This is a genomic window from Raoultibacter massiliensis, from assembly GCF_900199545.1.
Classification (GTDB): domain Bacteria; phylum Actinomycetota; class Coriobacteriia; order Coriobacteriales; family Eggerthellaceae; genus Raoultibacter; species Raoultibacter massiliensis.
Window position 1 is genome coordinate 468,608 of the sequence record NZ_LT962671.1, and the last position, 13,557, is coordinate 482,164.

At 61.5% G+C, this 13,557-nt stretch carries 5 protein-coding genes and 2 pseudogenes; 5 read left to right on the forward strand and 2 right to left on the reverse strand.

The window, feature by feature from the left end; all coding sequences use genetic code 11:
• Nucleotides 1-141 precede the first annotated feature (141 nt).
• Nucleotides 142-1,809: a putative bifunctional diguanylate cyclase/phosphodiesterase gene (locus C1719_RS06110; RefSeq protein WP_102374313.1), complete on the forward strand. Its 1,668-nt coding sequence runs from the start codon at nucleotides 142-144 to the stop codon at nucleotides 1,807-1,809.
• 85 nt (nucleotides 1,810-1,894) lie between these two features.
• On the opposite strand, the gene C1719_RS06115 is transcribed toward C1719_RS06110, so the two are convergent.
• Nucleotides 1,895-5,146, reverse strand: a complete 3,252-nt coding sequence (locus C1719_RS06115) for a DEAD/DEAH box helicase (protein ID WP_102374314.1) — start codon at nucleotides 5,144-5,146, stop codon at nucleotides 1,895-1,897.
• Nucleotides 5,147-5,233: 87 nt separating this feature from the next.
• Nucleotides 5,234-6,523 carry an aspartate aminotransferase type Ic gene (locus tag C1719_RS06120; protein ID WP_102374315.1) on the reverse strand — a complete coding sequence of 430 codons (1,290 nt, stop codon included), beginning with the start codon at nucleotides 6,521-6,523 and terminating at the stop codon, nucleotides 5,234-5,236.
• A 113-nt stretch (nucleotides 6,524-6,636) separates the two neighbouring features.
• Between C1719_RS06120 and putP the strand changes: the two genes are divergently transcribed.
• The 4 genes and pseudogenes from putP to C1719_RS06130 all read left to right on the forward strand — a co-directional run.
• On the forward strand, nucleotides 6,637-8,199 hold the full coding sequence (gene putP, locus C1719_RS06125) for a sodium/proline symporter PutP (RefSeq protein ID WP_102374316.1): 1,563 nt from the start codon (nucleotides 6,637-6,639) through the stop codon (nucleotides 8,197-8,199).
• Between the two features lie 687 nt (nucleotides 8,200-8,886).
• Nucleotides 8,887-9,669: pseudogene (locus C1719_RS16030) on the forward strand (DEAD/DEAH box helicase); the annotation flags it as partial.
• Nucleotides 9,670-9,895: 226 nt separating this feature from the next.
• Nucleotides 9,896-10,075 (forward strand): annotated as a pseudogene (locus C1719_RS16350) (helicase-related protein); the annotation flags it as partial.
• 178 nt (nucleotides 10,076-10,253) lie between these two features.
• The coding region (locus C1719_RS06130; protein WP_180963496.1) for a DNA glycosylase AlkZ-like family protein at nucleotides 10,254-13,557 on the forward strand (3,304 nt) is incomplete at its 3' end.

The following is a 13,557-nucleotide window of genomic DNA, read 5'->3' on the forward strand; positions in this document are numbered from 1 at the left end:
CCAGCGCTGCCTGCGTCCTTTCGGATACAAATCTGCAACATTATCCGATCTTACCCCTGAGGGAATCTTGACGGTTGGAGCTCGGTACAATAGAGTTATCAAAACATTACTAAAAAGATCATCGGACGGGGTGCGAACCGGGTGAACACGAAAGAAGCGCTACAGTCGTTCGACCTTGATCCGCGCTTGTTTTACGACGCCGTGGCGTTCAGCACCGACGACTACCTGTACGTTATCGACATGAAGACCGATCGGGCGCTCATCTCGGATAACATGTATGCGGATTTCGATCTGCCCGACTGTTTGTTCGAAGGCCTCATCCCGTTGTGGCGCCCGCTCATCGCCGAGCGGGATCGGCAGAGCTTCGATGAATCCATCGATGCCATGCTTGCCGGCGTGACCGATGTCCACGATATCGAATACCAGGTAAAAAACCGCAAGGGGGAGTACGTCTGGGTCGTGTGCCGCGGGCTTATGCGCAGGGACGAAGACGGTCTTCCGAAGATGTTCGCCGGCGTCGTTACGAACCTTGAGCGCAAGGGCAAGATCGATCCGACAACGGGTTTGTTCATGCACGATAAATGCTTGCAGGTTCTCGATAGGATGCTTTTGAACGACCGTGCGGAAGGCGGTGTTCTGCTGCTCGGCCTCGATGACTTCTCGCGCGTCAATTCTTTGAACGATCATGCTTTCGGCAACGTTGTCCTTCGCGTTTTCGCGCAGAGCATCCAGCGCATGCTGCCCGACGACGCTTCGATCTTTCGCTTCGACGGCGATGAGTTCGCCATCGTTTTAGATGGGGCCGACAAATCTGATATGAAGGATCTGTATCGCGCTATCCACGCTTTTGCCAACCGCCAGCAGAATATCGACGGCATCGTCTACTTCTGCACGGTTTCGGGCGGTATCGCGATGGCGGGCGAAGGCGCATCGAACGGGTCCGATCTGACCAAAAACGCCAAAAGCGCGCTTGAGGAAAGCAAGCATCGGGGAAAGAACACCATGACGTTCTTCTCTCCCGACATGACCGAGTCTAAGCTGAGACGGCTTGAACTCAGCGATCGGCTGCAAGCTTCCGTCCTCAACGGCATGCGCGGCTTTTCGGTTCATTACCAGCCGCTCGTCAACGCGGATACGATGCGCATCGGAGGCGCCGAGGCGCTGCTTCGGTGGGATGCGGGGGATCTCGGTCCGGTGGGCCCCGACGAGTTCGTTCCCGTTTTGGAGTCATACGGGCTCATCAGCCAGGTAGGCCGGTGGGTTCTTGATCAGGCGCTTGTCCGATGCGCCGAATGGAGTGGCTCTCATCCTGGTTTCGTCATGAACGTCAACATCTCGTATCTGCAGCTCTTCGAGCCCGATTTCATCGGTTTCGTTCAGGATGCGCTTGCTCGGACGGGAGTCGATCCGTCCCAGCTTGTTCTCGAGATGACGGAAAGCTACTTTGTGACGGATCTCGATGCGCTCAAGACGGTCTTCAGCCGGTTGCGCGATCTTGGAATCCGTCTTGCCATGGATGATTTCGGAACGGGGTATTCGTCGCTTGGAATGCTTTCGCAATCTCCTGCAGACATCGTGAAGATCGATCGCGCCTTCATCAAGAACATCGATGCGGAGGCGTTCAACCGCTCGTTCATCGATGCCGTCATCGATCTGTGCCACAGCGTGGGCATCGAAGTGACGGTTGAAGGCGTCGAAGAGGCTCCCGAGCTCGACACCGTGCGCACCATCGGCGCCGACTGCATTCAGGGGTTTCTCGTATCGAAGCCGGTTACGGCCGATGATTTCGAAAAGCGGTTTCTGGCGTAGCCGCGGTGCGCGAACGAAGCGGCTTGCGGGCGGGCCGAGCGGATTTGGGGTTTGCGAGCGCGCCGTGCGGGCTGCGCCGATCCTGTCACTTCGATTGCAGCAACTCGATCAGGTCTTCCCTGGAGAGGTTCTCGAGCGAAACGGTTTCGTCTGCTCTGATGATCTGATCGGCAAGTTCGCTTTTCGCCTCCTGGAGCCTGACTATGCGCTCTTCGATAGTATCCTTTGCGATGATCTTGTACACGCTGACCATCTTTGTCTGGCCGATTCGATGGGCGCGATCGGTTGCTTGGGTTTGCGCAGCCGAATTCCACCAGGGATCGGTATGGATGACGACGGATGCCCCTGTGAGGTTGAGGCCCGTCCCCCCTGCTTTGAGCGACATGAGGAACGCCGGGGTATCGTCCTCGTTGAATGCGTTCACGAGCTCGAGGCGCTTTTTCTTCGCAGTTGCCCCCGTGAGGGTGTAGTAGGGGACGCCCTGATTGTCGAGCCGCTGCGCAACGAGCGCGAGAAAACTGGTGAACTGCGAGAAGACGAGCACCTTTTCGCCTGCATCGATCGCGGAATCGATGAGTTCGGCAAGCGTGTCGAGCTTGGCGGCCCCGCCTTCGTAGTTCTCGTACAGCAGATGCGGGTCGCAGCACAGTTGGCGCAGCTTCGTCAGTTCGGCGAGCACCTCGACCTTCTTCTCGTTGAAGCTCTTATCCTTGCGGTTCTTGCGCTGCTCGGTCAGCGAATCGCGCAGATGCTGTTCGCTTGCGACGTAGAGACGCCGTTGCTCGCCTTCGAGTTGCGCATACACCACCGATTCGAGCTTGTCGGGCAAATCGGCAAGCACGTTTTCCTTGAGCCTGCGCAGCATGAACGGACCGACGAGTGCCTGCAGCCTGCGCGCGGCATCTTCGTCGCCGCCCATGATGGACAGCTCGAACCTCTCGCGGAAGCGCATGTAGGAACCCAAGAGGCCCGGCATGAGGAAATCGAAGATGCTCCACAGCTCGCTCAGCCTGTTTTCCATGGGGGTGCCCGTCAGTGCGAAGCGATTCCGTGCTTTGATCCGCTTGACGCTGCGCGTCGTGAGCGTGGCGTGGTTTTTGATGTAGTGCGCTTCGTCGAGCGCGCAGCAGAAGAACTCGCAGCGTTCGTAATCGTCCGAATCGATGCGGAGCAGATCGTAGGAGGTGACGAGTACGTCGTAGCTGCTCGCATCGTTTCTCAGGCGCGCCCGCTCCCGCTTCGTTCCCGCAACGGCGCACACCCGGAGCTCGGGTGCGAACCGTTCGAATTCCGCCATCCAGTTGTACACGAGCGATGCAGGGCATACGATGAGGCTCGGTCCGATGGCTTTCGCCTCGGCTCGTCGGGCGAGCAGCAGCGAAATAAGTTGGATCGATTTTCCCAGCCCCATCTCGTCGGCCAGGATGCCGCCGAACCCGCTATCGACGAGCATGTTCAGCCAGCGGAACCCTTCCGCCTGATATGCCCGGAGCGTTTTTTCGAGCGCAGCGGGCACGGCGTATCTGCCGGGGTCGGGGTTGCGAAAATTGTCGATGTAGCGGGAAAACGTTTCGTCTCTGCGGGCGTCTTCGAGTTCTTCATCGAGGTAGAACGCGCGGAAAGAGGGCAGATCGATGGAGCCTTGCGCAAGCTGCTTGGCGGTTATGCTCAGATCTGAGACGATGCGGTCGAGTTCTGCGAGGTCGTAATCTTCCATATCCACGAAGGCGCCGTTTTTCAGGCGATGGTAGCGTTTGCGCTTCCTGTAGCTTGCAAGCAGGGCGCCGAGCTCTTCGGACGGGAGGTCTTCGGATGACACGAGTAGGTTGATCAGGTTTCCCGCAAGTGAAAGCCCAAACGAGATGCGGGGCTTGCGATCGACGAGCATCCGGTCGAATGCGGGCGTCGTGAACACGGTGCCGAGGGCTTGGAATTCAGCTAGCCCGTCGAACAGAAGGCGCGCGACTGATTCCTCGTCTTCAAGGGGAATGCGTTGACCTGGGCCTTTGAAGTAGCGGTTCGCGGCCCTGACGCCGGCTGTCTCGAGCAGGTCGTCGCGCAGCGGTCCCGGAAGGACGCTCTGCGAATCTGTCTGCGCATCATCTGCGAAAAGGTCGTAGTGCCGCGCGTCGTAGACGGCTTTCGCTTCGCAGGTAACTGCTTTGTCGTCTTTGTCGAAGTAGAATTCCAGGCGGCAGGGAACGGGACGGTAGGCATCGATTTCGGCGGGTGCCTGAACGTGCAGGTGATTTTCGATCGACGGCAGCACGGTGGCGCAGAACAGCGGCATGTCGGCGGCGTTGACGAACAGCCTGTCGTCGTCGCTGTCGTAGACATTGCGCAGGAAATCGGCGCAACGTGCGAACCCGGGCGAGCAGCGGAAGAGGGCGTCGCCCTGCCAAAGGTACATGCGGTCACCGTGTGCGGCGAACGGGATCGTGCTGTCGCGGGCGATCGCGTAGCCGTCCGCGCCCACCTTGTTGAGCTTGATGTCGATGTCGGGATCGGCGTGCACGATGCTCGCCTGCGCGATCGACCGTACGCCGTAGTCGGTTCCTTCTATGCGGAAGACGGTTCCGTCAAGCAGATCGGCGAGCTCGATGAGCTCGGCATCGGAAAGCTCGAGATCGCGCCCCGTATCGTCGCGGCCACGGTAGCGCCACGAGGCCGCATCGTTGGCATGGCTGCGCACTGAAACCGCCTTGTCGAGAAACGCGGCGATTGCCCGCCCCCGATCGGTCAACATGGCGGGCGCGTGGGTGAATTCGAGCTTCTTGCCGTAGGCGAAGCGCTCTCCTTTCCGCATACGGCCGACGAATTCGGAAATGCTCTTCATGACGTAGGACCCGTTGGGGCCGGAAACCTTGAAATGAGCGGTCCAGCGGTTGTATCCGTAGCCGAGCGTGGTTTCGATATCGATGAACCCCGCCTCATCGGATGCTGAAACCTGCCGGCTGCGCTCCATGAACGCGGCGATGCTCGTGGAGGTGGTTTGCGCTGTCGGGCGCTTTTCGGTGAAACCGAGGAATCGTTCGGGGTGGTCGTTGTAGGAGAGCACGAGCGCGGCGCAGTGCTTGCACATGCCGTCGTAGGAGGCCATGGCGGGGCAGGTGCAGGAGTAATCGAGTATGCAATCGTCCTCTTCGTCGAAGATGACGGAGGTGCGGTAACGTTCGTTCCACCCGCTGCTCCCCACGAAAAACGCGCTCAACGCCGTTTCCGATTCGTCGTAGCGGCACTGCTTGGTGAGGATGCTTCTATCCGAGGCTGCGATCTTGAGGGCGCGCTGGTACGTGCGCGGATAGCACAAGCGGCCGATCTCTTCCTCTGAAATCATGCGGTCCTTTCCGTCTGGAACATGCAACAAGCCGAACCGCTTTTCGCCAATCGAACGGTTCGGCTTGCATCGCAGATTGCTTTTCGCCTATGCCCCGAGCAGCTTTTCCACGCTGGCGAGCTTTACGCAGCAGACGAACACGTCCATGGCCGCTTCGAGCTCTTCGAGCGGGGGCAAGGTGGGGGCGATGCGGATGTTGCTGTCTTTCGGGTCGTTTTTGTACGGATACGTGGCGCCGGCGCCGGTCATGACCACGCCTGCCTCCTTGGCCAGGCCGACGATGCGCTTTGCGGTTCCTTCGGGCGCATCGAACGAGACGAAGTAGCCGCCGCGCGGGTTGCTCCACGTGCCGCAGCCCGTTTCTCCGAGGCCCGCTTCGAGCTTTTGGCAGACAAGCTCGAATTTCGGGCGCACGATGGCGGCGTGCTTCGCCATGTGGCGAGCGAGGCCGTCGGCATCGTGCAGGAAGCGGACGTGGCGCAGCTGGTTGAGCTTGTCGTGCCCGATGGTCTGAACGCCCATGCGCGCCTTGATCTCGGCGATGTTTTCGGGGCTTGCGGCCATGGCGGAGATGCCCGCGCCGGGGAAGGTGACCTTCGAGGTGGATGCGAACTTGAAGTAGCGGTGCGCGTTGCCCGCCTCGATGCACGCATCGCCGATGTCCATGAGGTGGTCCTGCTCCGCGGCATCCTCGTAGAGATGATGCACGCAGTAGGCGTTGTCCCAGAATATACGGAAATCTTCGGCTGCGCATTCCATTTCGGCGAGGCGCGTGACGACTTCGTCGGAGTAGGTGACGCCGCCGGGGTTCGAGTACTTCGGCACGCACCAGATGCCCTTGATCGATTCGTCTTGGGCGACGAGGCGCTCCACCTCGTCCATGTCGGGGCCGTCGGCGAGCATGGGCACGTTGATCATTTCGATGCCGAACGCCTCGGTCACGCCGAAATGGCGGTCGTAGCCAGGTACGGGGCAGATCCATTTGACGGTGTCGAGCTTGCACCACGGCGTCGAGCCGAGCGTGCCGAACATCCAGCAGCGGGCGACGGCGTCGTACATGATGTTCAGGCTCGCGTTGCCGAAGATTATGACGTTTTCCGCCTCGTCGTCGAGCATCGAAGCCATGAACCGTTTCGCTTCGGGCAGCCCGTCGACTACGCCGTAGTTGCGGCAGTCGGTTCCGTCTTCGCTTTTGAAATCGGCATCGGAGGCGATGATGTCGAGCATCGGCATACTCAGATCGAGCTGGGCTGCGGCAGGCTTTCCCCGTGCCATGTTGAGCTTGAGCTCTTTGGCTTTGAATCCTGCGTACTCTTCTTCAAGCTGCCTGCGCAGCTCCTCAAGTTCGCCCGTCGATAGGTCTGCATAAGTCGGCATTGTGTTTCCTTTCACCGTCTCGCCCGATAGATGCATCAAAAAGAAGGAGGATACTCCATTGAGATAAAGTATAATCCCACCGTATTGTTCATTATAGGGGAAGAAGCGAATACATGGTTTCCAACGATTTCTGGGTATTGCTCGCCATGCTCATCTACTTCATCGTCGTGGTCGTCATCGGCTTTGTGTACGCAAAGAAGTCGAACGCCTCGTCCGAGAATTATTTTCTCGGCGGTCGCAGTCTCGGCCCATGGCTTACGGCTCTGTCGGCGGAGGCGTCCGACATGTCGGGATGGCTGCTTATGGGTTTGCCCGGTGTGGCGTATTTCACCGGCGCATCCGATGCCATGTGGACGGCTATCGGTTTGGCTCTCGGCACGTATCTGAACTGGAAAATCGTGGCAAGGCGCCTGCGCAAGTACTCGGAAGTGGCCAACAACTCCATCACGTTGCCCGATTTCTTCTCGAACCGCTTTCATGACAAGAAGAACATCCTGATGACAATCGCTGCGATTATCATCCTGTTGTTCTTCTGCATTTACGTGGGCAGCTGCTTTGTTACGTGCGGCAAGCTGTTCTCGACGCTGTTCGGGCTCGACTACGCAACCATGATGGTTCTGGGTGCGCTCATCGTGTTCCTCTATACGTTCGTGGGCGGTTACCTTTCGGTTTGCACGACCGATCTTGTGCAGGGCATGCTCATGGTCACGGCGCTCGTGGTCGTATTCGTGGGCAGCGTTACGGCTGCCGGCGGCGTGGACAACACGGTGGCGTTCCTACAGGGCATCCCCGGGTTCTTGAGCGGCACTCATATGGCTGCCCCCGTGCTCGATTCCGCCGGGCAGCAGATCGTCGAAGAGGGGATGCCCCTGTTCGGTGCTCCGAACGAGTACGGCCTTGTCACGATCATCTCGGGCCTCGTGTGGGGCCTCGGCTACTTCGGCATGCCGCAGGTTCTCGTGCGCTTCATGAGCGTGCGCCATTCCGACGAGATCAAGAAATCGCGTATCATCGCGACGGTCTGGGTTGTGGTTTCGCTGAGCGCCGCCGTTCTCATCGGCCTTATCGGCCGCGCGGTCATCCCGACCGAGTTTCTTACGCAGTCGGCAGCCGAAAACGTGTTCATCGTGTTGTCGCAGATGCTTCTGCCGGCGTTCTTCTGCGGCCTTGTCGTGTCGGGCATCTTCGCCGCATCGATGAGCTCGTCGTCTTCGTACCTGCTCATTTCGGGCTCGGCCGTTGCAACCAATATCTTCAAGGGCCTCATCAAGAAGGATGCGACCGATCGCCAGGTTATGATCGTCGCGCGTCTGACGCTCGTGGTCGTGCTTCTGTTCGGCATCGTGATCGCCCTCGACGAGAACTCGTCGATCTTCAGCGTCGTGTCGTACGCATGGGCCGGGTTCGGCGCGTCGTTCGGTCCGCTTATGCTCATGAGCCTGTACTGGCGTCGCACGAATCTGCCCGGAGCTGTTGCGGGCATGGTTGTGGGCGCGGTTACCGTGCTCGTATGGAACGCGTTTATCAAGCCCCTTGGCGGATGGTTCGGCATCTACGAGCTGTTTCCGGCGTTCGTACTCGGCCTGCTGGCCATCATCGTGGTGTCTCTGGCAACCAAGGAGCCTTCGAAAGAGGTTACCGACGAGTTCGACAACTACTTGGAGGCCGACGTTTAGGCATCGATTTGCCTGGCGTCTCAAAGGCGGCTGCGGCGATGGTGCCGTGGCCGCTTTTTGCATGTTCGGGTGGGGTTTTCGGGGCGTGCAGCATTGCGCGAAACAGCTTCCTCACGCGAAATGACCTCAAAATGGCGGTCAAGGCAAGCTTCTGTCGCCATTTGGAGTCGTCGATGGCCGTTTGCAGCGCCGCTTGAGTTCAGTCACGAGCGTTTCCCCTGGTCGCGAAAATAAAATAAGTTACCTACCGGATGAAAACTTGACAGAAGCTTGCCTTGGCTGCCATTTTCGGCATGTTTTTCACAAGGGAGGTTCTTATACATCTCTCATCGGCTTTGCGGTGGCGAATGGAACGCGCATGTCGGGTATCCATCGGCTTTGCGGTGGCGAATGGAACGTGCGTGCCGGGTATCCATCGGCTTTGCGGCGGCGAGTAGAGCGCGCATGTCGGGCATCCTTTGGCCGTCGTCGACGGAGTCGGGTACGGGTCGAACATGGGATGATCCGGGTGCGGCGAACCGCGTGATCGAGGGGCTTCTCGACTCGCTCTAGAAAGAAATCGCGGTTCATGGTCGTATATTTCTGCAAGAGGAGGCTCCAGTTCGTCCTGCGGGTAGCCTAGAACGAACGTTCGTGCGATACTATGTTTTCACGGAATCAGGGCACTGGGAAGAAAGCGATGCGGCCATGGAAGCAGCGAACAGTTCGAATACGGAGGAAGGTACGGCTGCGGAAGGCGAGCGGGTCGTCTCGGGTCATCCGTCCTCGTCGTCGGATGCCCTTGCGGCTGCTTCGGGCTCCGCTCGCAACGCATCGTCGGGCACCCTCGCAGCTGATGCGGGTGCCGTACACATTGCATCGCAACAAGCCGCAGGCGCGAACGCTTCCGTACTCGCACGCTTTTCCGATGGGGTGCGCGGATGGTTTCTCGATACGTTCCCGGCGCCGACGCCTTTGCAGGAGCGTGCTTGGGAAGTTGTCGCGCGCAAAGAGAACGCGCTCGTCATCGCCCCGACTGGATCGGGCAAGACGCTCGCGGCGTTTTTGTTCGCGATCGATGCGCTCATGCGGGAGAGGGCGGCCTTTCCAGAGGTAGGTGCGGGAGGGGGAACCGGTGCCGAGGGCGGTGCGGGGTCGGAAGTCGGTGCGAGGGATGCAGCCGCCGCGGGCGGTGCGGAATTTGAGGAGGCTGCGAGGGATGCAGCCGCCGACGCCGTTGCGAAGCCGGAAAAAGCCGCAGGAGGCAAGCGGGCGAAAAGCGCTTCGTTGCCCGTGAAGGGCGTGCGCGTGCTTTACGTTTCGCCGCTGAAGGCGCTCGGGGCCGATGTCGAGCGCAATTTGCAGGAGCCGCTCGCGGGCATTGCGCAGCGCATCGCGCAGGCGGGGGCGGCCATGCCGTCTGTGCGCACCGGCATGCGTACCGGCGATACGACGCCCGAAGAGCGTCGGGCCCTCGTGCGCCATCCCCCCGACCTCCTCCTCACCACGCCTGAGGCGCTTTACCTCCTGCTCCCCCCCAAAGCTCGGGAAACGGTGCGCACGGTGGGTNGTGCTTGCGCATCGCACCACCATCGTGTTCGTGAATTCGCGCGGTTTGTGCGAAAAGCTCACCTCGCGTCTCAACGAGCTTTACGCGAAGCGCAAAGGCGCCTTTCCCGAGGGGGGCGAAGCCGTTGCGAGTGGCATTCGGTCGGGGATGGGCGCTACAACCGATTTGGCCCAGGCAACGGCCGAAGTCATTGCGAAAGCCCATCATGGGTCGGTATCCAAGGAGCGCCGACAGCAGGTCGAACGCGAGCTCAAGGCCGGCGAACTGCCGTGCGTCGTGGCCACGTCGAGTCTCGAGCTTGGCATCGACATGGGATCGATCGACCTCGTGCTGCAAGTGGCGCCGCCGCCTTCGGTGGCGAGCGGCCTGCAGCGCATCGGCCGTGCGAACCATCAGGTCGGCGGCAGATCGGAAGGCATCGTGTACCCGCGCACGCGCACCGAGGTCATCGACGCCGCCGTCGTGTCGGAGGGCATGTCGGCGGGAGCCATCGAAAAGACGACGGTTGTCAAAAAACCCGCTCGATGTGCTCGCTCAGCAAACGGTCGCTGCGGTGTCGATGGAGGATGTCTCTCCCGACGAGTGGTATGCGACGGTATGCCGCTGCGCTCCGTTTTCCGATCTTCCGCGCCGTGCGTTCGATGCCGTGCTCGGCATGTTGAGCGGCGCGTACTCGTCCGCTGAACTTGCCGATTTCTCGCCGCGCATCATCTGGGATCGCGAGCGCAACCTGCTCATTGCCCGCCCAGGCTCTCAGCGCCAAGCGGTTACCGCGGCGGGCACCATTCCCGATCGCGGCATGTTCTCCGTTGTGCTGCCCGAGGCCGATGCCAAGGCGGGCAGGCGGCGCGTGGGCGAGCTTGATGAGGAGATGGTCTACGAATCGCGGGTGGGCGACATCATCGCGCTCGGTACGAGCACGTGGCGCATCCGCGAAATCACGCGCGACCGCGTTATCGTGGAACCGGCACCGGGACGTTCGGCTCGCTTGCCGTTCTGGCATGGCGAAGGCATTGGGCGGCCTGCCGAAACGGGAAGGGCGAAAGGCGCGTTCGTCCGTGCGGTCGCTTCGGCGCTCGATGCGCCCGACGAAGACGAGGGCGATGACGCCGAGGGCGTTTGCGGCGGCGTCGAGCCGGGGATGCTGGCCCGTCTTTGCGCTGATGGCCTCGACGAGAACGCGCGGCGAAACCTTATCGAGCTCATCGGCGCCCAGCGTGCCGCTACGGGCTTTGTTCCCGACGATCGGACGCTTGTCGTCGAACGTTGCGAGGACGAGCAGGGCGATTGGAGGGTCATGCTCCATTCGCCCTACGGGCGCCGCGTCCACGAGCCGTGGGCGATGGCGGTGACCGATCGCATCGTGCGAACCCGCGGGTTCGATCCCCAGACGCTTGCGATGGACGATGGCATCATCTTGCGCATTCCGATGAGCGAAACCCTGCTGCCCGGTGCCGAGCTGTTCGCGTTCGATCCGAGCGAGCTAGAGCGCGTCGTGCGCGATCGGGTGGATTCGACTTCGCTGTTCGCGGCTCGGTTCCGCGAATGCGCGGCGCGATCGCTGCTCATGTCGTCGACCGCTCCGGGCAAGCGGGCGCCTTTATGGCAGCAGCGTCTGCGTGCGGGCCAGCTCCTCGAGGCGGCTCGGCGCGAAGGGGATTTTCCTCTGCTTGCCGAAACTGCGCGCGAGTGCTTGCAGGATGTCTACGACATGGAGTCCCTCCTCGCCCTCGTGGACGATATTCAAGCGGGAGCGGTTCGGCTTGTCGAAGCGCAGACTTCGACGCCTTCGCCGTTCGCTGCGCCGCTCCTGTTCGGTTACGTAGGCGATCATCTCTATGACGGCGATCTTCCGAATGCCGAAAGAAAGGCATCGCTTCTGTCGCTCGACCCCACGTTGCTGGGTGAGCTTTTGGGCTCCGACGAGGTAGGCGGACTTATCGATCCCGAGGTGGTTCGAACGGTCGAATCGCAGTTGCAGCGCCTCGCTTCCGACCGGCGCGTGCGGGGCGTCGAGGGCGTAGCCGACCTGCTCCGCGCTTTGGGCCCGCTTACGGTTGGCGAGGTGGCCGAACGACTGAGGCGAGATGGCGGATGCGACGAGGATGCCGCAGGCGGATCATCCTGCGCGTTTGGAGAAGCCCAGGCGCTGCTCGATGAGCTGGCGCGTTCGCATCGTGCATTCGTTGCGACTATCGGCGGCGCCAGCCGGTGGGCCTCCTTTGATGACGCACGCCTTCTTCGCGACGCGCTCGGCACCGATGCTCCTGCGTGGACGGCCTCTTCGGAGCTGGCCGAGCCGTCGGGGGGCTCGCCCGGCAGATACCACCCGCTCGATGAGTTGCTGGCTCGTTTTGCACGCACGCACGGCCCCTTCGCCACCGCGGATGCCGCGGCGGCTTTCGGGATCGGCTGTGCGGTTGCCCGTGACGGGCTCGAACGCCTTGCGGCCGAAGGCCGGATCGTGCGGGGTCGCTTCAAGAGCGAAGACGGTGGGACGGCGGATGCCGAAGGCGAGGTGCGACAATGGGTTTCGGCCGATGTGTTCAAGCGGCTGCGATCGCTTTCTCTTGCCAAGGCGCGCAAAGCCGTTCGCCCCGTCGGCAGCGATGCGTACGTGCGCTTTCTGCTTGATCTGCAGGGTGCGGGCTCGTTCGGCCGGGGGCGTTTCGAGGGCGTTGAGGGCGTGGCGCACGTTCTCTCGCAGTTCGAGGGGGTGTATCTGCCCGCGACTCTGTGGGAATCGGTGGTTCTGCCGAGCCGCGTGCGCGATTACCGCCCTTCGATGCTCGACGAGCTGATCGCATCGGGCGAGGTCATGTGGGTGGGAGGTCATCGGGATGAATCGATCGATGCCGATCCCGGCCACGGGAAAGCCCGCTCTTCAACGGCCGGGGCCGACTTCGGATCTCGCAACCGCACTTCGTCCGCTTCGTCCGCGGCAGCGGGGCTCATCGCGTTTTATCCGACCGATTCGCCCTTCGCGCCCTTGCAGCCCGATGCCGAAGACGGCGTATTCGAATCCGCGGTTTCGGAATCGGGCGATTCCCGGTTGGCGGGCGATCGTTTCGGCGATGGCGCGCAGGAAGCAGACAGCGCGTCGATGGGGACGGCGATCGTCGAAGCTCTGGGGTTTGGGGGAGGTCTGTTCTTCCGTCAGATCGTCGACGCCGTCCGACGCAGGCTTGCCTCCGTCCGCGTTGACGAGGATTCCGTCGCCTCGATGCTGCAGCGGCTCATGTGGCAGGGACGCGTTACAAACGATACGTTCGCACCGGTGCGAATCGTGGCGTCAGCCGAATCGGCACCCCGCGCCCGCAGCGCGAGCCGCCGCCGCGTCAGCAGCCGTCGGGCACATGCGCGCGCCGATTACTCCGAGGCGATGGGGAAGTCGTCTTTCGGGAATGTAAGGGCCGTGCAATCGGGGCGCTGGTCGCTTGTTTCCCCTTCGGACGAAAACGATACCGTGCGCGCCATCGCGCTCGTCGATTCGCTGCTCGACCGCTACGGCGTGCTCACGAGGGATATCGCTCTTGCGGCCGGCGTCTCCGGCGGCCTTGGCTCTCTCATGCCCGTCCTCAGATCGATGGAGGATGCGGGCGATCTTCTGCGCGGCATGTTCGTCGAGGGGCTGGGTCCCGCTCAGTTCGCTGCGCGCGAAACGGTCGATGCGCTGCGCGCTTACGCCGGAAACGATGATCCGGGCGCCGATCGCCGTACCGCGATGGCGGTGTTGGCCGCAGACGATCCGGCGAGTCTCTTTGGGGCGGGGATCGCCTGGCCGCCGGTCGGCGGCTTTTCCGGCGCGG